Genomic DNA, 21,648 nt, shown 5'->3' on the forward strand with positions numbered 1-21,648 from the left:
GGACCGGTCCGGGGCGTGCCCCGCGGTCCATGTTTCGGCGTTACGTCCAGACGTTCGGGCAGCGGCCGCGCTACTGCTGCTTTTCCACCTGCGTGAACTCCAGTTCGACCGGCGTCGAGCGGCCGAAGATCGACACCGCGACCTTCACCCGGCTGCGCTCGGTATCGACATCCTCGACCGTGCCCGAGAACGAGGTGAACGGGCCGTCGACCACCCGCACCTGCTCGCCGACCTCGAAGGTGACGGACGGCTTCGGCCGCTCCACCCCTTCCTGAACCTGGTTCAGGATCTGGGTCGCTTCCTTTTCGGAGATCGGCGAGGGCTTGCCGCGCTGGCCCAGGAAGCCGGTCACCTTCGGCGTGTTCTTGACCAGGTGCCAGGACTGGTCGGTCATCACCATCTTCACCAGCACGTAGCCGGGGAAGAACTTGCGCTCCTGGCTGACCTTCTGCCCGCGCTTCAGCTCGACGACCTCCTCGGTCGGCACCAGCACCTGCTCGAACAGGTGGTCCATGCCCTTCTGCTGAGCCTGCTCCTGGATCGCCTCGGCGACCTTCTTTTCGAACCCGGAGTAGGCGTGCACGACGTACCAGCGCGGCCGCGGCCCGGAATCCAGAGCTTGTTCCGCCATCGCTGCGCTTACCCTCCGAACCCGAGAATGACCTGCACGATCGCCGACAGCGCCTGGTCGACGACGAAGAAGAAGATCGCGGCCAGGAACACGAAGATGAACACCATCACGGTGGTGATCGTCGTCTCCTTGCGCGTCGGCCAGGTGACCTTCGCGGTTTCCTGCCGGACTTCGCGGACGAACTGTCCGGGATTGAACTTGGTGGCCATCGATCTCGCTTCCGTCAGGGTCGCGGGCGCCGGCCGCGCCGGTTCCGACTGCCGCGCTGGGGCGGACCCTCGCCGCGTGTCGGCGCGCCCGACCCTGCTGTTTTCGTCTTGCCGTGCCGCCCGGATGCCCTAGACGACGCGGGCGCCCGAAGGGTCGTGCCCTCCGGGCGCCGCAGCGGTCGATCCGTGACGGTCGTCTCGCCTCTTGTCAGGAGTTGGCAGGAGTGGAGGGACTCGAACCCCCAGCCGCCGGTTTTGGAGACCGGTGCTCTGCCAATTGAGCTACACTCCTACAAGCCCTCCGTTGGCGCCGCCGCGCACCCGGCGGCGCCTATTCGATGATCTTCGACACGACGCCGGCGCCGACGGTGCGGCCGCCCTCGCGGATGGCGAAGCGCAGGCCCTCGTCCATGGCGATCGGGTGGATCAGCTCCACGTCCATCGTCACGTTGTCGCCCGGCATCACCATCTCCGTGCCCTCCGGCAGGGTCACGACACCGGTCACGTCCGTCGTCCGGAAGTAGAACTGCGGCCGGTAGTTCGTGAAGAACGGCGTGTGCCGGCCGCCCTCGTCCTTGTTCAGGATGTACGCCTCCGCCGTGAACTTCGTGTGCGGCGTGATCGTCCCCGGCTTCGCCAGCACCTGACCGCGCTCCACGTCGTCGCGCGCAACCCCGCGCAACAGCGCGCCGATGTTGTCGCCCGCCTGGCCCTGGTCCAAGAGCTTGCGGAACATCTCGACACCGGTCACCACCGTCTTGCGCGTCTTCCGGATGCCGACGATCTCGACCTCCTCGCCGGTCTTGACCACGCCCTGCTCGACGCGGCCCGTCACCACCGTGCCGCGCCCCGAGATCGAGAACACGTCCTCGATCGGCATCAGGAACGGCCGGTCCGCCGCGCGCTCCGGCTGCGGGATGTAGTTGTCGATCGCGTCGACCAGCTCCAGGATGCTGTCCGCCCCCATCTTCTGGTCGCCGTTCTCGATCGCCACCAGCGCCGAGCCCTTGACCACCGGCACGTCGTCGCCCGGGAAGTCGTAGTTGTTCAACAGCTCCCGGACCTCCAGCTCGACCAGCTCCAACAGCTCCTCGTCGTCCACCTGATCGCACTTGTTCAGGTACACCACGATCGCCGGAACCCCGACCTGGCGCGCCAGCAGAATGTGCTCGCGCGTCTGCGGCATCGGTCCGTCCGCCGCCGAAACCACCAGCACCGCGCCGTCCATCTGCGCCGCGCCCGTGATCATGTTCTTCACGTAGTCCGCGTGACCCGGGCAGTCGACGTGCGCGTAGTGACGGTGCGGCGTCTGATACTCCACGTGCGCCGTCGAAATCGTGATCCCGCGCTGCTTCTCCTCCGGCGCCTTATCGATCGCGTCGTACGCCATGTACTGCGAACCGCCCTGCTCCGCCAGCACCTTCGTGATCGCCGCCGTCAGCGTCGTCTTGCCGTGGTCGACGTGACCGATCGTCCCGATGTTGCAGTGCGGCTTGTCGCGCTCGAACTTTTGCTTCGCCATCTCGCGTTCCTGTTTGCGCTTTTGCTGGCGGGCGGCAACGCCCGCGATCGACCTAGGGCGGTCTGCCGGAGGGCCGGCGGTTATGCTCCGTGCGCTGCGCCCGACGCGGGCTCAGCTGTGTCCGCGCTCCGATCCGCGCGCCGTCGTGCCGGGCCGGTCCGTGACCGGATCGTCCGGCACCGGCGCGGCGCCTTCGCAAGCCGCCGACGCGTTCCCGCCGCGGGTCGGCAGGGGGTCGGTTTGGAGCGGGTGATGGGAATCGAACCCACATCCCCAGCTTGGAAGGCTGGTGCTCTGACCATTGAGCTACACCCGCGCAAGCGCGGCTGCACCTGCGTCGTCGGCCGGGCACCGCTGCCGTCGGGTCGTCTGGGCCGGCCGCATAGGTCTACGGCCGGCGGTTGACCCGTCGGCTTCGGGCCCGTGACTTATGGCGAATCACGGTTGCCTGTCAACGCTAAAAGACCGCGCACGCCCCCCGGCGCCGCCCGCCGGAGCCGGCGGCCGGAAGCGACCGGCCGGCCGGGTGCGTGGCCTGCGTGGTTGCGTCGTCTATCACGGCCCGTCAGAAGGGTAGGCATGGCCCAACGCGAACGCAAGAACGACCCGAGCCGCCCAGCCACCGCCGCCCAAGGCGACCGCCCCAAGGGCGCGCGCGGCCAAGGCGCCCGCAAGCCGGGCCCGCCCGCCGGCGCGCGCCAGCGCCCGGCCGGCAAGGGCAACCCCGGAGGCAAGCCGTCCGGCCCGCGGCCGCCCGACCGCGACGCGGCCGGCTGGCTGTGGGGCGGCCACGCCGTGCTCGCCGCGCTCGCCAACCCGGCGCGGCAGTGCCGGCGCGTCCTGATCGCGGGCGAGACGGTGGAGACCTGGGAAACCGAGGTCGCGGAGCTGCTGGAGGCGCGCGACGACGTCCGCAAGCCGGAGATCATCGCCCGCCACGCGTTCGCCCAGCACCTGCCCGCCAGCGCCGTGCACCAGGGCATCGCGGTGCAGGCCGACCCGCTCGATCAGCCCGATCTGGAGAGCCTGCTGGCCGACCTGCCCGCCGACCGGCCGGCGGCGTTGGTCCTGCTGGATCAGGTCAGCGACCCGCACAACGTCGGCGCGGTGCTGCGCTCCGCCTCCGCCTTCGGCGCGACGGCGGTGGTCACCACCAAGCGCAACGCCCCGGGCGAGACCGGCGCGCTCGCCAAGGCGGCGTCGGGCGCGCTGGAACACGTCCCCTACCCGCACGTCACCAACCTGGCGCGCGCGATGGCGCGTGCGCAGGACCACGGCTTCCGGCTGCTGGGCCTGGCGCAGGAGGCGACCGCCACGCTCGCCGACGAAGCCGGCCAGGACCGCCTGGGCCTGGTGCTGGGCGCGGAAGGCCACGGCCTGCGCCACAAGACCCGGGAAACCTGCGACGCGTTGGTGCGCCTGCCCACGCGTGGCCCGATCGCGGAACTCAACGTCTCCAACGCCGCCGCGGTCGGGCTGTACGAACTGATCGGGCGCAAGGCCGGCTAGCAGTCGCGCCCCGCGACCCGCTGCGAGACGCGGGTTGTACGCCCGCCGGCAGGTGCTATCGTCGCCGCCGAGGGACCGGCCGCGGCCGGCTCAGGGCGATACGCGGAAAGGTGGTTCCACCTTTCCGCTGTGTCTTGCCCGCTCTCAAAGAAGGTCGCGCGAGAATCGGCCAGAAGGCGGACGCGGCCTCTAGGCATTTCGCATTGAGCGCGGCGCGACGCCGGTTCGGGCCAAGCCGGTTCGGGCCAGGCACCGGGCCATGCAAGGGAGACAACGCCATGGAGGGATCGCACGCCGGCGGCGGCGACCAGGCCACCCGTCACGGGCACACGGGCGAAGGCGACTTCGCCGGCCAGTTCGACGTCCAGTTCGAGGGGTCGGCGAACACCCTCGAGGCCTTCTGGATGCCGTTCACCTGGAACCGCGAATTCAAGCGCAAGCCCAAGGTGATCACCGGCGCCAAGGACATGCACTACACCACCGACGACAACCGCCAGGTGCTGGACGGCACCGCCGGGCTGTGGTGCGTCAACGCCGGTCACGGCCGCCAGCGGATCGTCGAGGCGGTGCAGCAGCAGGTCGCCCGGCTGGACTACGCGCCGGCCTTCCAGCTGAGCCATCCGCTCGCCTTCCAGCTCGCCAACCGGCTGATCGGGATGGCGCCGGGCGACGGCGCGTTCGACCACGTGTTCTTCGCCAACTCCGGCTCCGAGGCGGTCGACAGCGCGCTCAAGATCGCGCTCGCCTACCACCGTGCCCGCGGCGAGGGCCAGCGCACCCGCCTGATCGGCCGGGAGCGCGGCTACCACGGGGTCGGCTTCGGCGGCATCTCGGTCGGCGGGATCGTCAACAACCGGCGCAAGTTCGGCCAGCTGCTGACGGGCGTCGACCACCTGCCGCACACCCACCTGCCCGAGCACAACCGCAACACCAAGGGCCAGCCGGAACACGGTGCGCATCTCGCCGACGAGCTGGAGCGGATCTGCGCCCTACACGGCCCGGAGACGATCGCCGCGGTGATCGTCGAGCCGCTGGCCGGCTCGACCGGCGTGCTGGTGCCGCCCAAGGGCTACCTGCAGCGCCTGCGCGAGATCTGCGACAAGCACGGCATCCTGTTGATCTTCGACGAGGTGATCACCGGCTTCGGCCGGCTGGGCACCGGCTTCGCCGCCGACTACTTCGGCGTCACCCCGGACCTGATCACGGTCGCCAAGGGGATCACCAACGGGACCGTGCCGATGGGCGCCGTGTTCTGCCGCAAGGGAATCTACGACGCGTTCATGGAGGAAGCCGAGCACGGCGGCGGGACGATCGAGCTGTTCCACGGCTACACCTACTCCGCCCACCCGCTCGCCTGCGCGGCGGCGCTGGCGACGCTGGAGGTCTACAAGGAGGACGGGCTGTTCGAGCACGCCGCCAGCCTGGCGCCCAAGTGGCAGGAGGCGGTCCACAGCCTGGCCGACCATCCGCACGTGATCGACGTGCGCAACCTGGGTCTGGTCGCCGGCATCGAACTCGCCCCGCGCGAGGGCGCGCCCGGGATGCGCGGCTACGAGGTGTTCACCAACGCCTGGGAAGACGGCCTCCTGACCCGGGTGACCGGCGACATCCTGGCGCTGTCGCCGCCGCTGATGGTGAGCGAACAGCAGATCGACCAGATGGTCGAGATGACGCGCAAGGCGCTCGACGCCACGCCCTGACGGCGCCCAACGACCCGGGCCGAGCGACCCGGGCCCAGCGACCGGGGCCTGAGACCCGAACGCCCGCGTGTCGGCCCGGCACGCGGGCGTTTGCACCCCTGCACACGACGAAGAAGGACGAAGCCCATGCTGATCGGCGTTCCAAGCGAGGTGAAGGTTCACGAGTACCGGGTCGGCCTGGTGCCGGCGGGCGTGCGTGAACTGGTCCACCACGGCCACCAGGTGATCGTCCAAAGCGGGGCCGGAGCGGGCATCGGCATGTTCGACGCCGACTACCAGGACGCCGGGGCCACGATCGTCGACGACGCCGCGGAGGTGTTCGCCAAGGCCGACATGATCGTCAAGGTGAAGGAGCCGCTGGCGCGCGAGTACACGCAGCTGTCCGAGGACCAGTTGCTGTTCACCTACCTCCACCTTGCCCCCGACGCCGAGCAGACCCGGGGCCTGGTCGACAGCGGCTGCACGGCGATCGCCTACGAGACGGTCACCGACGCGCACGGCCGCCTGCCCCTGCTGGCGCCGATGAGCGAGGTCGCCGGGCGGATGAGCGCGCAGGTCGCCGCGCACTGCCTGGAGAAGAACCAGGGCGGCAAGGGCGTGCTGATGGGCGGCGTTCCGGGCGTGCTGCCGGCCAACGTGGTGGTGCTCGGCTGCGGGGTCTCCGGCATGAACGCCGCGCGCATGGCGATGGGCATGCAGGCCAAGGTGTTCGCGATCGACAAGTCGCTCGACAAGCTGAACGAGGTCGACCTCTATTTCGGCCGCGAATTGGACACGCTGTACTCCACCGTCGACCACATCGAAAAGGCGGTCGAGGCCGCCGACGTCGTGATCGGCTGCGTGCTGGTGCCGGGCGCGGCGGCGCCCAAGCTGGTGACCCACGACATGGTGCGCAAGATGAGGCCGGGCTCGGTGATGGTCGACGTGGCGATCGACCAGGGCGGCTGCTTCGAGACCTCCAGGCCGACGACCCACGACGCGCCGACCTACGTGGTCGACGACGTGGTGCACTACTGCGTGACCAACATGCCGGGCGCGGTCGCGCGCACCAGCACCTTCGCGCTCACCAACGCCACCATGCGGTTCGTCCTGGCGCTCGCCGACAAGGGCGTGAAGCGCGCGCTGGGCGAGGACCCGCACCTGATGAACGGCCTGAACGTCCACAAGGGCCAGGTCACCTACAAGGCGGTCGCCGACAACCTGGGCTACGACTTCGTCCCGCCGCAGCAGGCGCTTGGGTTTTAGGCCAGGGCCGCGACCGGGCGCCTGCGCCCAGTCCGCGCGACTCTCGCCAAGCGGCAGAGACCAGATCGGGCGCTGCGCGATGGCCGCGTTCGGCACGGCGCGGCCTACCCTAACCGCCTGAAATCGACTGCATTCGTCGCGAATGCGCGCGGGCGTTTAACAGCCCGCTAACCCTTTCGCGGCTAGGCTGCTATGACCTGAGGGCCCGTCCGGCACGATCGCCGAACGGCCGCCCTGCCCCATGGGACCAGGACTTACAGCCGTGCAGCCTCGCGTGCCGCTCCGCCGTCTGCTGCCCCGGGCGGCGCTGCTTTCGGCGGCTGTGCTGCCGGGGGTCCTGCCGCTCGCGCTTACGGCAGCCGACCGGAGCGTCACCGCGCCGCCCCGGGCCGACAGCGCCGTCGCGGCCGCGCCCGCCGACCGGCCGGCGCCGTTCGATGTGCCCCAGCCCGCGGTCAAGCCGCCGGCCCCGGCCATCGCGGGCGTCTGCCGGGGTCAGCGCTTCATCCGCCAGCGGGTGGCCTGCCTGTCCGACCGGGCGGTTCAGGCCGGCGATCCCACCGTCTGTTTCGAGGCGCCCGATCCCGACACGCGCTGGCCGTGCGTGGCGAAATACGCCGTGGTGGCGGGCGGGCCGGAGACCTGCCGGCTGCTGCCCGGCCCGCCGGCCGACGGGGCCGCGGCGGACGCGATCGCCGGCGGCGATGCGACTGTGACGGTCGACCTCTGCCTCTCCACCCTCGCGCTTGTCTACCGGCGGCCGGAGTTGTGCCGTCAGCTGGCGACCGAGCCGATGGACGACGCGTGTCTGGCCAAGCTGGTCACCAACGGCGCCGATCCGGCGCTGTGCCGGCAGGTCAAGTCGCCCGACCTGCGCCAGGTCTGCCGGCCCGATCCGCGGGCGGAGGTTGCGGAGTAGCGTCCCAATCGCTCTCCGTCCGCGCGGCGAGCCGGGTCTTCTGCCGGCCCCGGCCGTCGAAGTTCGCCGGATCGCGCCAGGCCTCGTAGGCCGCGCGCACCGCCGGCCACTCTTCCGAGACGATCGAATACCAGGCGGTGTCGCGGTTTCGGCCCTTCACCGCCATGTGCCGGCGGTGGATCCCCTCGAACGTAAACCCCAGGCGCAGCGCGGCGCGGCGCGAGCCCGCGTTGGCGGCGTTGCACTTCCATTCCAGCCGGCGGTAGCCGAGGTCGAAGGCGTGGATCGCCAGCAGCATCACCGCCTCGCTCGCCGCGCGGGTGCGCTGCAGGACGGGGGCGAACCAGATGTGGCCGATCTCGATCCGGCCATGCTCGGGGGCGATCGACATCAGGGCGGCGACACCGCGCGCCGCGTGGCCCGCGTCGCCGTCCCGCACGGCGAAGAACAGCGGGTCGTCCCCCGCCGCCTGCCGGTCCAGGTGCGCGCGGTAGTCGGCCGCCGTGTCGAACGGCCCGTAGGGCATGTAGGCCCAACTGTCGCGCGCCGCCGGATCCAGCGCATGCGGGGCGAGTGCGTCCGCGTGCGCCTGCGCGTCCAGCGGCTCCAGCCGGCACCAGTGGCCAGTCAGCACCCGCCGCTCGGGCCGCCCGGCGGGCAGGCCGCCGACGCCATGCTGGCTGGGCACGTTCACCTGGGCGCGTGCCGGGCGGGTCGGGCGATCGGGCATGGCGACGGCGTCCTCGGACAAAATAACCGGCCGTCGGCGGTGCCCGACGGCCGGCACGGTGGATCCGAAGCTGCGGCGCGCGCCTACATCACCCGCTCGCGCGGCGTGCTCCTCGCAGTACGGCTTGCCGGGCACCGGATCCGCGCCGCAGAAGTGGAAGTCCGCATCGCCCGGGTCGCCGATCGGCCACAGGCAGCCGCTGGAACTGCCGCGCTGCTCGACCCGGGCGCGCTGGCTGCCGAGCCGGGTAGCCCCACCGGCGCCCTGTCCGAGCCCGCCGCTGCGCCGTGCCTCCGCCGAGCTCGCTGCCCGCTGACCGCCCGTTCGCGCGGCCGTCCCGTTGCGCGCGGCGGCGCCACCGGCACGCGCGGCGGCCTGAGCGCTGTGCTGGTCGACCGCGGAGCTGGCGGCGCGGGCGCCGGTATCCGGCGCCGCCGCTTGGCCCACGGCCGGGCCACTGGCCGGGGCACTGGCCGGTCCCGCCTGAGCGTTGACCGCACGGGCCCCTGTATCACTTGGCGCGGTCGTCTTGGCCGGGCCGGTCGCGGCCGCTTTCGCCGCCGAACGGCCGGGCGCGGTAACGCCGGTGGATGCCCCGTTGGCCTGGGTGCTGTCGGCCGGCCCGCCCCCGCTCCGGCGCGCGCCGTTCGGACCGGCCACGGTCTGAGCGCGGCCCGGCTGATCGGCGATGGCGTGCGCATTGGAAGGCCGTGTGCTCGACGACTGCGGGCTCGACGACTGCGGGCTCGGCGATTGCGGGCTCGACGATTGCGCGCTGGCGGTCTGGGCGACCGAGGCTTTCGCGCTCGCGCTCGCGGGGCGGCCGGCGCCGGCTGGCGTGGCGCTGGCCGCCGGAGCGCCCTGGTCTGCCGACCCGGCCGGCGCCTGGCCGGCCGCCTCGGCGCGCTGCTGCTGCTTGATCGGCGACGGGCGGGAGGGAAGCTTCAGCCGATGCGCCTTACCGACGATCGAGTTCTTGGAGACCCCAAGACGCTTGCCGATCTCCGAGGCACTGTGGCCCGCCTGCCAAAGACGGGTCAGTTCTTGGATGCGTTCGTCGGTCCAACTCATGCGTTCATCGACCCCTGATACCGCGTGTGTTGCGCGTCGAAGCCCTTGATTAACCTGCGCTAAAGACAATCTAGATTTAGAGCAGGGCAATATTCAAAACACCATATGCGGTATACCCCCTTCGTGTCCAGTCGGGAGTTTGCGTCTGCAAGCCGTGCTGCCCAAATTCTTGTGGACAGTTTCGGCAAGCCGTTGGCCGGAGGCTTGAATGGAGGGAAAAGGTGGCATGATCCTGACAGTCACGGACTTCGGCGTCGCCGGCCCGTACCTGGCGCAGATGCATGCCGCCGCGCTGACGCGGGCGCCCGATCTCCCGGTCCTTGATCTGGTGGCCGATCTCCCGGCGTTCCAGCCGATCCGGTCGGCCTATCTGCTGGCCGCCTTGGCGCCGGCGTTCCCGGCCGGCAGCACGTTCTGCTGCGTGGTCGATCCGGGCGTGGGCTCCGACCGGCGGGCGCTGATCGTTCAGGCGAACCGGCAGTGGTTCGTCGGTCCGGACAACGGCCTGCTGGCGATGGTGGCGCGGCGCGATCCCGGTGCGCGCACCTGGACGCTCGACTGGCGGCCCGAACGCCTGTCCGCCTCGTTCCACGGCCGCGACCTGTTCATGCCCGCGACCGCCCTGCTGGCGACCGGCCAGCCGGTGCCGAGCACGCCGATCGACCCGGGGCGGATCGTCGGCGCGACCGCCCCGCCGGACCTGGCCGAGGTGGTGTACATCGACAGCTACGGCAACGCCATGACCGGATTGCGGGCCGACACCCTGCCGGCCGACGCCGAGCTGCTGGCGGGCGACCGGCGGATCGCGCGCGCCCGCACCTTCGCCGATGTCGCCCCGGGTCGCGCGCTCTGGTACGCCAACAGCTCCGGCCTGGCCGAGGTCGCGGTTAACCAGGGCCGCGCGGATCGGGACCTGGGCCTGAACGTGGGGGCGCCGGTGACGCTGCACGGGACCCCGGCGGGCGACGCCTGACGCCGGCCGCGCGGACCCGTCGACCGGGCCGACTGGTATAAAGGTATGCCGGCACACCAAATCTGCGCAGGTAATGACCGCGACACACACGGGCGAAGCACCAAACGCCATTTTAACGGCGCTGGGAAGGCGCCCCCTCCGCCCGTGCTGCTGAAAGCCGCGCCGGCCGACTGCAATCTTGTCCGATCCTCGCCCGGCTGGTGCACCTGCCCCGGTCAGCGCGGCGCGCAGTGCCGGGCTGCTCAAATTAACATCTTTTAAAACTCTACACTTCGCCCCGCTTTGCTATATTCGGCACCCTCCCAAATCTTGAACATCGTCAAGCGCATAGCTCACGCATTCGTACACAAAAAAGTAAGTATATTCAGGAAACTAAAAGGGCTGAGGGCGCCTATACCCTGCGCAGTACTCTTGTCATTGAAGGCGATATCGGCTACAAGGTTACTGGCCGGGAGATCGACGCTTGTTTGCCCACCTATGCAACATAAAACTCTTTGATTAGAAAAGAAACGGCACCTTGATGCCTTCGTTCGATGGCGCTTCCGACCAGCCCATGACAACCTGTGCGCGAGACTTGGAAGCCGTTGCGCGGCTCTATATGCGGGCCGGTTTCCGGGACGGGCTGCGCCCGGCGCAGTGGCAGGCAATGCGGTTTTTTGCCGACAATCCGGGGGAGAGCCTGACGGAATTCGCCCGTCACCGGCACTCCACGACCGGGTCGGCCTCGGTGGTGGTCTCGGCCCTGGTCAAGCGGGGGTACCTGGCGCGCCAGACCCGCTACTCCAGCCGGAACGTGGGCATCCAATTGACCGAGGCCGGACGCGCGGCCCTGGAGCAGGATCCGATCAAGGAATTGGTCGCCGCGCTGCAGGCGCTGCCGGAAGAACAACTGGCCAACTTCCGCCAGACCCTGGCCCAGTTGCGCCAGGACCTCTCCGAGCGCATCGAGGACGACGAGAACTAACGCCGCCTCGCAGGGGCCGGGCAGCCGTTGGCGACCCGGCCCGGGACACCGGTCGCGGTCAGCCCTGCACGTCAGCCGCCTGCTCCGGCAGGCATTTCCGGCAGTCGAGCCGCACGCCCAGCATGGCCTGCCGTCCCGCCGCGCTCTGCGTCCAGGCGCGAACCTGAAACGGCGGGCGATGGCGGACGTGCCGGCCATGGCCGCACGCCAACTCGGCGACCCAGTGGCCTTCCTCGTCACGGTGGAAACCCACGATCGGCTGCGGGATCCCGCGGCGCGTATCCATCCGGCCTCCCACGTCGTGTTCCCCCGGGCGCCAGCGAACATGCGTCCGCCGGCCGGCGGGGACCGCACCGATTCCACTCTCCAACGTGGCCTATCAGCAAGCGGCCTGACGCGCCAGACACGTTCGATGGGTGCCGTCGGCCCGTAGGCGCGGGGGGACGCACGGGGCCGGACCTGCGGTGAATCCGGGACGGGCCGGCGGCCGAGACGCGCACGGCAAAGCCGGTCGCCACCGCCGCAGCCATCCCGGTTGCCGCCGGGCGCGGCGCCCTACCCCGCCCGGGCGGCCTGCAGGAAGCCGCCGGCGGCGCTCTCCAGACCGGTGATCCGATCCGCCATCTCGGCGGAGGACCGCTGCATCGTGCCGGCGGACTGGCCGGTCTGCGCCGCGACGGCGCTGACGTTGACGACGTTTTCCGCGATCTCCCGCGCGCCCGCGGAGGCCTGGGTGATCGAATTGGCGATCTCCCGCGTGGCCACGCTCTGCTCCTCGGCCGCGCCAGCGATCGAATCCGCGATCTCGCTCATCGTCTCCACGGTGCGGCCGACACGCTCGTTCGCTTCGACCGTGCGCTCGGTCGCCTGGCGCACGTCGGCGATCTGGCGGGTGATCGTCTCGGTCGCCTTGCCGGTCTGCTGGGCCAGCGACTTGACCTCCTGCGCCACCACCGCGAAGCCCTTGCCGGCCTCGCCCGCCCGCGCCGCCTCGATGGTCGCGTTCAGCGCCAGCAGGTTGGTCTTGTCGGCGATGTCGCGGATCAGACCCAGGACCTCGCCGATCTCCCGGGTGGTGGCGACCAGCGCGTCCATTTCGCCGCGCGCGCGCTCGGCCTCGGCGCGGGCGTCGCGGGCGATCGCGGCCTGCCGGCCGACCTGCTCGGTGATCTCGGCGATCGCCGCGGACAGTTCCTCGGCCGCGCCGGCGACCGTCTCCACGTTGGTCGAGGCTTGCTCGGCCGCGGCCGACATCGTGGCGGTGCGCCGCGAGGTGTCTTCCGCGGCCCGGCTCAGGCTGCCGGACTGCTCCGACACCGCCTCGGCGGCGCGCTGGACCGCGCCGATCGTGGCCTGGACCTGCTCCTCGAACCGGTCGGTCAGCCGGGCGAACCGGCGGGTGCGCGCGTCCATCTGGTCGGTCGCCGCGTTGACCCGCTCCGCGCTGGCCCGGAAGTCGCCCGGCAGGCCGCGTAGCAGGATCTTGCGGTAGTACTTGCCCTGCGCGACGTGCTGCATCGACGCCCCGGCCTCGCGCACGAACGCGTCGGTCACATCGAGCAGATGGTTCAGGGTGGCCCTCAGGCCCGCGACCTCCCCGCCCATCGCGGTGGGGGCGAAGCGCTCGGCGAAGTCGCCGTGACGCGCCACCCGCTCGGCCGTGGCGGCCAGCGCCCGCAAGTCGGCGCGGATGCGATGCAGCACCACCACCGCCCCGCCGACCGCGGGCACGGCCAGGGCGCTTGCTACCCAGCCGACGACACGCCAGCCGTCGCCGAGCACGCCGGCGACCGCCGCGACCGCGACCAGCCCGATCGCCAGCACGCCCAGCCGCAGGCCGCTAGACGGAGAAGACAAAGCGATCATAGCTCATTTCCCGGGATTTCAGTTGGTCCTGCAGCCGGTTCAGCGCGGCCGTCATGCCGTCCTTGATCCGCCCCTGGGTTTGTTCGGCCTGGCGGAGATCGCGGTACAGCGGTTCGATCCGGGCGATCTGGCCGGGATCCGGCTTGCGGCGGTTGGAGTGATACCCGGCGATCCGGCCCTGGGCATCGCGGCTTGGCGTGACGTGCGCGAACACCCAGTAATGGTCGCCGTTGCGCGCCATGTTGAGGACATAGGCGAAGATCTCGTCACCGCCCTGGATCGTCTCCCACAGCAGCTTGAAGATGCTGTGCGGCATGTCCGGGTGCCGGATCAGGTTGTGCGGCTGGCCGACGACCTCGGCCTCGCGGTAGTGACTGACCCGCAGAAAGACATCGTTGGCGTAGGTGATCCGCCCTTTCGGATCGGTCTTGGAGACGATGATCTCGTCCACGCCGAACGGGCTCTCGCGGCCCGATGGGGTGATCTTCGGTCGTGACATCGGGCGCCTCCGGACTGCTAGAGCAAGATGCTTGAAGGCCGCAACGGCCTTCGAGCTGAAGGTAGCCCTAACTGGTTGAAGCTAGGAAAAGATTCAGCTGATAAGGTGATTCCAGCTCGAATCTTGCCCCAGTCGAAAGTTCGGTCAGAAAGCACCAGCGCCAGGGATCGAGCATTGATCTAAATCATTTCTTGGCGCTTTTAACTTTCGTTCATTTTTTATTAAGCATACCAAGCATAGCCGTACGCATGACTGGTACGAATCAGGTCTGAGACGGGCTCCAAGCCGGGCGGCGCAGGGTCACAACCTGGGAATCGCTGGTCGGCAAGGCGATGGTGACGACCGTGCCCTGGCCCGGCGTGCTCTCGATCTCGAGCTGGCCGCCCATGGCACGGGCCAGCCGGTCGGCCAGCGCCAGGCCGATCCCGGTCCCGGTGTTGCCGGACGTCGCGGCGGTGTCGTGCACCCGGTAGAACGGCTTGAAGACGTTGGCCAGGTGCTTTTGCGGGATTCCGATGCCGGTGTCGCGCACCTGCACGCGCACAGCCGCCGCCGCGGCGTCGACGGCGAGCCATACCCGGCCGCCGTGGGGCGTGAACTTCACGGCATTTTCCAGGCACGCCACCAGCACCTGCTGCAGCAGATGCGGATCGGCGAACGCCTGGGCGGCGTCGCCGGCCGTATCGCGGCCGAGGCGCACGCCCTTCTTGTCGGCGGTCGGCTGGATCATGCTCAGCGCCCGCGCCAGCACCTCGTCCAGCACGACCGGCTGGATCGACGGCTCGACACGCTCGGCCTCCATGCGCGACAGGTTGAGCACGTTCTCGATCATGCTGTGCAGGTACCGGCCGCTTTCCAGGACGTTCCGGCTGTAGCCGCGATAGCGCTCGTTGCCGAGCGGGCCCAGCATTTCCTCGGCCATCATTTCGGTATACCCGATGATGGCGTTCAGCGGCGTGCGCAGTTCGTGGCTCATGGTCGCCAGGAACTCGCTCTTCGCCCGGTTGGCCGCCTCGGCATGGCGGCGGGCCTCCAGCAGCTCGCGCTCGCGCTCCATCGACCCGGTGACGTCCTGGCAGATCCCGAACACGCCGACCACGCGCCCGTTGGCGTCCAGCTCGCCGGCGCAGCGGACATCGACCCATTTGATCCGGTCGCCGATCAACAACCGCCGCCGGTACGACAGCTCTTCGCCGGTTTCCAGCGTGTGCGCCAGCATCGTCTCGACTTCGCGGCGGTCGTCGGGATGATAGAACGTCAACACCTCTTCCAGGGTCGGCTCGCCGGCGTCGGCCGGCATCTCCAGGATCCGGAACAGTTCGTCCGACCAACTGAGCCGCCGGGTCGCGGGATCGAGCACCCAGTTGCCCAGCTTGGCGACCCGCTCAGCGCGCAGCAGCCGGCGCTCCAAATCGCGGTGGCGGGTGATGTCGTTCTGGATCGTGACGAAGCGTTCGATCCGGCCCCATGCGTCGTGCACCGGCTGGCAGTCGATCGCCACCCAATAGGGCTGGCCATGCTTGGTGTAGCTCAGGATTTCCGTGGTGTAGCCCTCGCCGCGGTCGGTGCGGGCGCGCACCCGGTCGAACTCGTCCGGGTCGGTTCCCGGGCCGGCCAGCACGTCGCCCGGCCGCGCGCCCCGCACTTCCGCCAGCGTGTAGCCGGTCTGCTGCTCGAACCCGCGGTTCGCCCATTCGATCCGGCTGTGCGCGTCGGTGATCAGGACGGCGTTGGTGGTCCGGTCGGCGACCAGGGCCAGCTTACGCGCCTCCGCCTCGCTGGCGCGCAGGCGGCTGTCGGCGGCGACCGCCTCGGAGATGTCGCGGATGATGCCGGTGAAGTTGCGCTGACCGTCGATCCACCACTCGGTGATCGAAAGGCTGACCGGAAACGTGTGTCCGTCCCGGTGCTGCGCCGTCAGCTGTCGGCTGGCGAGGCCGACCACGCGCGCCGGCCCGCCGGCGACGTAACGCTCGACCCATGCGACGTGCTCGCCGCGCTCCTCGGTCGGCATCAGGACCTCGACCGGCCGGCCGATCAGCTCGCCGGGCGCCCAGCCGAACATCCGGGCGGTCGCCGGGTTCACCTCGGTGATCCGACGGTCCTCGCCCATCGTGATGATGGCGTCCGCGGCGGTATTGATGATCGCCTTGTAGCGCGCCTTGTTGTGGCGCAGTTGGCGCTCCTGGTCCTTGCGCCGGGTGATGTCGGTGTGGGTGCCGACCATCCGCACCGGCCGGCCGTCGCCGTCGCGCTCGACCACCTTGCCGCGGTCGAGGATCCACATCCACGCACCGGCACCGGTCCGACACCGGTGCTCCGTCTCGTAATACGGCGTGCGGCCGTCCAGGTGGTCGTGGAGCACGTGCATCACCCAGGGCCTGTCCTCCGGGTGCACCAGGGACTCCCAGGTGCTGACGTGGCCCGACAGGTCGTCCGGGCCGTAGCCGAGCATGGCGACCAGACGCGGGCTCAGATACACCGCGCCGCTGGATACGTCCCAGTCCCATACGCCGTCCTCGTTCGCCTCCAGCATCAGGTTGAGGCGCTCCGCCGTGGCGGCGTTCTCGCGCTCCTTCACGTGCCGGTCGACCGCCAGCCCGGCGATCCTCGACGCCTCCTTGAGAAAGCGGCGCTGGGCCTCGTCGGGCGCGCTCGGGCGCGGGCTGTAGATGCCCAGGCAGGCGGTCACGCGGCCGGACGCGTCGCGCACCGGCTGCGACCAGCAGGCACGCAGGCCGTGGGCGAGCGCGAGGTCGCGATAACCGTCCCAATTCGGATCCTGGGCGATATCTTCGGAAACCACGGTTTCGCCCTGGAAACAGGCGGCGCCGCAACTGCCCACCCCGGGCCCGATGGCAACACCGTCGAAGGCGTGCAGGTAGGCGTCGGGCAGCGACGGCGCGCACGCGGCGGACAGCCGGCCAGCCGCATCCAGGTGCAGGATCGAGGCGCGAAACCCGTGTTCGCGGCCCAGTTCGGCTTCGAGGAGATGGCACAGCGCCCGGAGCGTCTGGCGAAGGTCCTCGCCGGCCGCGATCGCCTGAACGATCTCAAGCAGACCGCGCGGGGGCGCGGCGTCTGGGTGGGCCGACTCAACGGACATCCGCAGGCTGGACCTTCATCTTCGACTTCGTCAGGCGCTCGGGATCATGGTGGTATATAGATAAGAAACCGTTACCGAACTTTCTTGCCCGACACGAGCGATCAAACGGATAGATCGCGTCACACGGGCCGGACGCCAGGGCGGACAGCGGCCCGAGAGGCGCATCGAGTTGGCCGCGGCGAACGGCCGCGAGTCGCCGGAGACCTGCACCGGCGCGCGTGCGCGCCGGGGTCGGCCGGGTCGCGCCGAGCGCCAGCCGGGACGACAACCGGTCCGCTCAGCTCTTGGGCGACAGACAGGCGCGCAGGTCGGTCGCGAGGCCGCGCAGCGTCTTCGGGTAGGCGTCCGGACCGGCCGCATGGTCGACGCCCAGCGGGTCCAGGGTGGCGATCTCAGCCTCCGTGTTCTCCACCACCGTCGCCACCAGGTCGGGCGCGAACTGCGGTTCGCGGAAGACGCAGCGGGCGTCGAGCTCGGCGATCTTGCCGCGGATCTCGACCAGCCGCCGCGCGCCTGGCTTGCGGTCCGGGCTGAGCGTGATCGAGCCGACGGCGTTCGTGGCGTAGTGGTGCTCGAAGTAGTGGTAGGCGTCGTGGAAAACCACGTACGGCGTATCCTTGACCGGCGCGATCGTCTGGGCGACCTCCGCGTCGACCGCCGCGATCCGCTGCCGGGCCGCCTCGGCGTTCTGCCGGTAGGCCTCAGCATGCTCGGGGTCGAGGGCGATCAACCGCTCGGCCAGCGCCTGCACGATCACGCGCGCGTTGTCGGGGTCCAGCCAGACGTGCGGGTCGACCTCGTCTTCCGGGATGCCCTGGATGGTGTGCGCATGGGCGTCGCCCCGGTCGCCGCCGGTCGCGGCCTTGGCGGCCGCGTCGCGGCTTTCGCCGTGCCCGTGATCGTTGTCGCCGTGGGCATCGGCGTGCCCGGCCCAGGCGCCGCCTTGGCGCGTGCGCAGCACGGTCAACCCGTCCAGGCGGAGCAGCTGGACGGCCGCGCCGTCCTGGGCGATGTTGCGCACGGGACGCTGCAGGAACGCCTCCAGGGCCGGTCCGACCCAGACCACCAGGTCCGCCCGCTCCAGCGCGCCGGCGTCCGAGGGCGTCAGGGCGTAGGTGTGCGGCGACTGCCCGGCTTCGAGCAGCAGCTTGGGCTCGCCGACCCCGTCCATCACGGCGCTGACCAGGCTGTGCACCGGCTTCACGCTCGCCACGACCTGAGGCGCGGCCTGCGCCGGGCTGGCGAGCGCCGTTCCGGCCAGCAGACCGGTCGCCAACAGCGCGGTGCGGCATACGGTTCGCATGGGTCGCCTCCATCGAGCGGACATTGAATTCCACGGATCTGATTGATACGCTATAACATGCCGAAGTCAACCCGATGGAGACGACGATGGGAGCCACGCAGGCCCACGCCGCGTTCGACCAGCACGCGCACGATCATCGCGACTGCATCGACGCCGCGCTCGCGGCGGCCGAAGATGTTTGCGCGCGCCATGGCGGCCAGCTGACCAAGACCCGCCGGCGCGTGCTGGAACTGATCTGGGCCCACCGCAAACCGGTCGGCGCCTACCAGCTGCTCGACGACCTCAGCCGCGAACGCGGCCGGGTGGCGCCGCCGACAATCTACCGGGCGATCGACTTTCTGCTCGACCGCGGCCTGATCCACCGGATCGAGAGCCTGAACGCCTTCGTCGGCTGCCACCATCCGCGCGAACGGCACAGCGGCTGCTTCTTGATCTGCCGGGCGTGCGGGGCGACCGCGGAGATGGTCGACACGCGGCTGGACCGCGCGCTGACCGCGGCGGCCGCCGATGTCGCCTTCCGGGTAGAGCGCCAGACGGTGGAGATGCGCGGCCTGTGCCCGGTCTGCACGCCGGACGGAGCGACGGGAGACCCCGTTGCCCACTGATACTGCCGCAGCCCGCAGGTCGGATGCATCCGGGCCGCCGCTGCTCGAGGTGGACGACGTCGGTCTGCGCCTGGATCGCACCGACGTGCTGCGGCACGTCGACCTCACCCTGCGTGCCGGCGAGATCGTGACCCTGATCGGGCCCAATGGGGCGGGCAAGACCAGCCTTCTGCGCGTGGCGCTCGGCCTGACCAAACCCACCTCGGGTACGGTCCGGCGCAAGCGCGGGACGACCTTCGGCTACGTGCCGCAACGCTTCGCCGTCGACCCGACCCTGCCGCTCACGGTCGGGCGCTTCCTGTCCCTGCCCCGCCGGCGCAGCCGGGCCGACGTCGCGGCCGCGCTCGACGAGGTCGGCGTTCCCGAGGCGGTCGACCGCGAGCTGGCGACGCTTTCGGGCGGCGAGGTCCAGCGGGTCATGCTGGCGCGCGCCCTGCTCCGCCGGCCCGACGTGCTGGTGCTGGACGAGCCGCTGCAGGGCGTGGACGTAAGCGGTCAGGCGGCCCTCTTCGATCTGATCGCCCAGCTGCGCCGCGCGCACGGCTTCGCGGTTCTGATGGTCAGTCACGACCTGCACCTGGTGATGCGCCAGACCGATCACGTGCTGTGCCTGAACCACCACGTCTGCTGCCGCGGCGCGCCCGAATCGGTCAGCCGCCATCCCGACTACCAGCGTCTGTTCGGGGCGGAGGCCGCGCGCGCGCTCGCGGTCTACAGCCACGCCCACGATCACGCGCACGACGCCCACGGCAACGTCGTGCCGCTGGACGGGCACGCCAGCCACACCGATCCCCACCCGCACGGCAAAGGCGGCACGCGATGACCCTGCCCGCGCTTGTGCAGCTGGAATTCCTGCAGCGCGCGCTGCTGGCCGGGCTCGGCATCGCCGCGGTCGCCGGGCCGCTCGGCTGCTTCGTGGTCTGGCGGCGGATGGCTTATTTCGGCACCAGCCTGGCCCACAACGCGTTCCTCGGCATCGCGTTGGGCGTGCTGCTGGGGATCGACCCGATGTTCGGCATCGCCATGGCGGCGGCGGCGGTCGCGCTCTTGCTGGTGGCTTTGCAGCGCCAGCACCGCCTGGCCGACGACACGCTGCTGGGTATCCTGGCGCACGCCGGCATGGCGCTGGGCCTGGTCGCGCTCTCGTTCATGGAGGGCATGCGCGTCGACCTCCTGACCTACCTGTTCGGCGACGTGTTGGCGGTCAGCTGGCGCGATCTTGGCTGGATCTACGGCGCCGGCGGCGTCGTGCTGGCCGGGCTGGTCGCGCTCTGGCGCTGGCTGCTGATGGTCTCGGTGCATCCCGAACTGGCGGCGGCGGAAGGCATCCCGGTGCTCGCCGTGCGGCTCGCCTTCATGCTGATGCTGGCGGTCTTGGTGGCGATCGCGATGAAGGTCGTGGGGATCCTGCTGATCACCTCGATGCTGATCATCCCGGCCGCGGCAGCGCGCCGGTTCGCCGTCTCGCCCGAGCGCATGGCGGTCGCCGCCGCCGGCGTCGGCCTGGTCTCGGTCGTCGTCGGCCTGGCGGCGTCGTATCAGTGGGACCTGCCGTCCGGCCCGGCGATGGTGGTCGCGGCGACGGCGCTGTTCGCGCTGTCGCTCGCGGCCGGCGCCGCGTTCGCGCGCAGCTAAAGCAAGATGCTGAAAGGTGAAGCCATCTGTCAGCTGAACCGTGCGCTCATATTGGGAAGCTTGAGCGAACTTCAGCCTGACGGCCGGTCCGGCCTTCAAGCATGGCGCTCTGGACCTTGCCATACCGACCCGACCGACTGCGCGGGACGACAGGCCGCATTTACCGCCCGGCAACGCCCGGCGCGGTATCCCACCGCGCATGCGTGCGCACCGCGATTCCACCCCGCCGCGGCGCCGGCTGGCCTATATGCCGGCCGGGGCCCTGCTGCTGGCCAGTTTCCTGGGGCTCGGCGCGCTCTCCCTGCGCCCGCCGGCGGGGGTCGACCAGGTCGCCGCGATCTTCCCGCCGGGCGTCGGCTTCGCGGAGGTGCAGAGCCGCCTCGCGGGCACGCGCATGCGCCTGGTGCGCAACGGACTCGCCGACTGGATCGCGATCGTCGACCTGGGCGGCAGCGCCCCCGAACGCCTGTACGACCGGGGCGCCTGGCTGATCGGCGACCCGCAGGCCCTCGGCGGCTGTCTGGTCCGCCCGGTGACGGCCGGACGCTAGGGCAAGGGTCGGCTGACCGGCGGTTACAGCTTTCGGCACGCGCCCCGAAGCTGTCCGCAACCGCGTCGATCCAGCCCCAGCATGGCCTCCGCGCGCGGATAACGCGGCGCCGCGGTGACGGCGACGCGGAGGCCAGCGCCGTCCGGCCCGAGATGAGCGGCGCGCATCAATACCACCTTCCCGACGGCCAACGTGGCCGGCGCCGCCGGCCAGACAGTCCGCGCCGCCGCGACCGGGGGCTGGATTGCCGGGTAGCCCGGGATTTGGCGGACGGCGCGAGCGTGGTGGGTCTGGACGGCGCGCCTGCACAGCCGGACACCGATCCCGTCGAGGGGATCACCGTCGCCCCTCGCAATCAACGCGCCGGCGGCGCGCGGGTCCGGCTCTCCGACGCGGTGCCGGCCGGCATAGAGCCGTCGCGCGGCGGCGCCTCGCCACGCAAAGCACCCGCCGCATCGGGGGATGGGCGGGTGCTGGCACGGGTGCTGGGATCGGTGGTTGCGGGGGTGGGATTTGAACCCACGACCTTCAGGTTATGAGCCTGACGAGCTACCTGGCTGCTCCACCCCGCGGCGGGTGTTGTGGGTGGGGATCGCGGGTCGGAAATGACG

Annotated in this window: 19 protein-coding genes and 3 tRNA genes; 10 read left to right on the forward strand and 12 right to left on the reverse strand. The window is 70.5% G+C overall.

The annotated features are described in order from the left end of the window. Positions 1 to 70 precede the first annotated feature (70 nt). From nusG to CKO28_RS02385, 5 genes are all read right to left on the reverse strand, one after another. A complete protein-coding gene (gene nusG / locus CKO28_RS02365; RefSeq protein ID WP_200338927.1) occupies positions 71 to 631 on the reverse strand; it encodes a transcription termination/antitermination protein NusG in 561 nt (186 codons plus the stop codon). Between the two features lie 8 nt (positions 632 to 639). Further along, on the reverse strand, positions 640 to 840 hold the full coding sequence (gene secE, locus CKO28_RS02370; protein WP_200338928.1) for a preprotein translocase subunit SecE: 201 nt from the start codon (positions 838 to 840) through the stop codon (positions 640 to 642). A gap of 216 nt (positions 841 to 1,056) precedes the next feature. Then, a tRNA-Trp gene (locus CKO28_RS02375) sits at positions 1,057 to 1,132 on the reverse strand. Between the two features lie 39 nt (positions 1,133 to 1,171). Beyond that, a complete protein-coding gene (gene tuf / locus CKO28_RS02380) occupies positions 1,172 to 2,362 on the reverse strand; it encodes an elongation factor Tu (RefSeq protein WP_200338917.1) in 1,191 nt (396 codons plus the stop codon). 241 nt (positions 2,363 to 2,603) lie between these two features. Further along, positions 2,604 to 2,678: transfer RNA gene (locus CKO28_RS02385), tRNA-Gly, on the reverse strand. 263 nt (positions 2,679 to 2,941) lie between these two features. Here CKO28_RS02385 and rlmB point away from each other — a divergent pair. From rlmB to CKO28_RS02405, 4 genes are all read left to right on the forward strand, one after another. Further along, on the forward strand, positions 2,942 to 3,871 hold the full coding sequence (gene rlmB / locus CKO28_RS02390; protein ID WP_200338929.1) for a 23S rRNA (guanosine(2251)-2'-O)-methyltransferase RlmB: 930 nt from the start codon (positions 2,942 to 2,944) through the stop codon (positions 3,869 to 3,871). Positions 3,872 to 4,149: 278 nt separating this feature from the next. Next, complete coding sequence (gene aptA, locus CKO28_RS02395; protein ID WP_200338930.1) at positions 4,150 to 5,571, forward strand: omega-aminotransferase AptA; 1,422 nt, start codon at positions 4,150 to 4,152, stop codon at positions 5,569 to 5,571. 126 nt (positions 5,572 to 5,697) lie between these two features. Further along, positions 5,698 to 6,816 carry an alanine dehydrogenase gene (gene ald / locus CKO28_RS02400; protein WP_200338931.1) on the forward strand — a complete coding sequence of 373 codons (1,119 nt, stop codon included), beginning with the start codon at positions 5,698 to 5,700 and terminating at the stop codon, positions 6,814 to 6,816. 262 nt (positions 6,817 to 7,078) lie between these two features. After that, complete coding sequence (locus CKO28_RS02405) at positions 7,079 to 7,735, forward strand: hypothetical protein (RefSeq protein WP_200338932.1); 657 nt, start codon at positions 7,079 to 7,081, stop codon at positions 7,733 to 7,735. On the opposite strand, the gene CKO28_RS28205 is transcribed toward CKO28_RS02405, so the two are convergent. Beyond that, positions 7,674 to 9,536, reverse strand: coding sequence for a GNAT family N-acetyltransferase (locus CKO28_RS28205; protein WP_242480299.1), 1,863 nt, complete (start codon positions 9,534 to 9,536; stop codon positions 7,674 to 7,676). The genes CKO28_RS02405 and CKO28_RS28205 overlap by 62 nt on opposite strands. Positions 9,537 to 9,762: 226 nt before the next feature. Here CKO28_RS28205 and CKO28_RS02425 point away from each other — a divergent pair, with 226 nt between their 5' ends. Continuing rightward, positions 9,763 to 10,509 carry an SAM hydrolase/SAM-dependent halogenase family protein gene (locus tag CKO28_RS02425; protein ID WP_200338933.1) on the forward strand — a complete coding sequence of 249 codons (747 nt, stop codon included), beginning with the start codon at positions 9,763 to 9,765 and terminating at the stop codon, positions 10,507 to 10,509. 520 nt (positions 10,510 to 11,029) lie between these two features. Then, positions 11,030 to 11,473, forward strand: coding sequence for a MarR family winged helix-turn-helix transcriptional regulator (locus CKO28_RS02430; RefSeq protein WP_200338934.1), 444 nt, complete (start codon positions 11,030 to 11,032; stop codon positions 11,471 to 11,473). A gap of 58 nt (positions 11,474 to 11,531) precedes the next feature. Here CKO28_RS02430 and CKO28_RS02435 read toward each other — a convergent pair whose 3' ends face one another. The 5 genes from CKO28_RS02435 to CKO28_RS02455 form a co-directional block, all read right to left on the reverse strand. After that, positions 11,532 to 11,759 carry a DUF3565 domain-containing protein gene (locus tag CKO28_RS02435; protein WP_200338935.1) on the reverse strand — a complete coding sequence of 76 codons (228 nt, stop codon included), beginning with the start codon at positions 11,757 to 11,759 and terminating at the stop codon, positions 11,532 to 11,534. 269 nt (positions 11,760 to 12,028) lie between these two features. After that, positions 12,029 to 13,339 (reverse strand): methyl-accepting chemotaxis protein, encoded by a 1,311-nt coding sequence (locus CKO28_RS28815; protein ID WP_200338936.1) that lies wholly within the window; start codon positions 13,337 to 13,339, stop codon positions 12,029 to 12,031. Further along, positions 13,314 to 13,838 carry a PAS domain-containing protein gene (locus CKO28_RS02445; protein WP_200338937.1) on the reverse strand — a complete coding sequence of 175 codons (525 nt, stop codon included), beginning with the start codon at positions 13,836 to 13,838 and terminating at the stop codon, positions 13,314 to 13,316. Before CKO28_RS02445 ends, CKO28_RS28815 begins: the two co-directional genes overlap by 26 nt. Before the next feature lie 262 nt (positions 13,839 to 14,100). Next, positions 14,101 to 16,944, reverse strand: a complete 2,844-nt coding sequence (locus tag CKO28_RS02450) for a PAS domain S-box protein (protein ID WP_200338938.1) — start codon at positions 16,942 to 16,944, stop codon at positions 14,101 to 14,103. A 277-nt stretch (positions 16,945 to 17,221) separates the two neighbouring features. After that, positions 17,222 to 18,247, reverse strand: coding sequence for a zinc ABC transporter substrate-binding protein (locus CKO28_RS02455; protein WP_200338939.1), 1,026 nt, complete (start codon positions 18,245 to 18,247; stop codon positions 17,222 to 17,224). An 86-nt stretch (positions 18,248 to 18,333) separates the two neighbouring features. On the opposite strand from CKO28_RS02455, the gene CKO28_RS02460 reads away from it, so the two are divergent. From CKO28_RS02460 to CKO28_RS02475, 4 genes are all read left to right on the forward strand, one after another. Next, positions 18,334 to 18,852, forward strand: a complete 519-nt coding sequence (locus tag CKO28_RS02460) for a Fur family transcriptional regulator (protein ID WP_200338940.1) — start codon at positions 18,334 to 18,336, stop codon at positions 18,850 to 18,852. After that, the gene (znuC, locus tag CKO28_RS02465; protein ID WP_242480300.1) at positions 18,842 to 19,675 is read left to right on the forward strand and encodes a zinc ABC transporter ATP-binding protein ZnuC; all 834 of its coding nucleotides are present in this window, start codon (positions 18,842 to 18,844) and stop codon (positions 19,673 to 19,675) included. The genes CKO28_RS02460 and znuC overlap by 11 nt, the downstream gene beginning before the upstream one ends. After that, positions 19,672 to 20,487: a metal ABC transporter permease gene (locus CKO28_RS02470; RefSeq protein WP_200338941.1), complete on the forward strand. Its 816-nt coding sequence runs from the start codon at positions 19,672 to 19,674 to the stop codon at positions 20,485 to 20,487. Before znuC ends, CKO28_RS02470 begins: the two co-directional genes overlap by 4 nt. A 199-nt stretch (positions 20,488 to 20,686) precedes the next feature. Beyond that, on the forward strand, positions 20,687 to 21,037 hold the full coding sequence (locus CKO28_RS02475) for a hypothetical protein (RefSeq protein WP_200338942.1): 351 nt from the start codon (positions 20,687 to 20,689) through the stop codon (positions 21,035 to 21,037). Positions 21,038 to 21,532: 495 nt separating this feature from the next. Here CKO28_RS02475 and CKO28_RS02480 read toward each other — a convergent pair. Further along, a tRNA-Met gene (locus CKO28_RS02480) sits at positions 21,533 to 21,609 on the reverse strand. Between the last annotated feature and the right edge of the window lie 39 nt (positions 21,610 to 21,648).

Source organism: Rhodovibrio sodomensis (genome assembly GCF_016583645.1).
GTDB lineage: Bacteria > Pseudomonadota > Alphaproteobacteria > Kiloniellales > Rhodovibrionaceae > Rhodovibrio > Rhodovibrio sodomensis.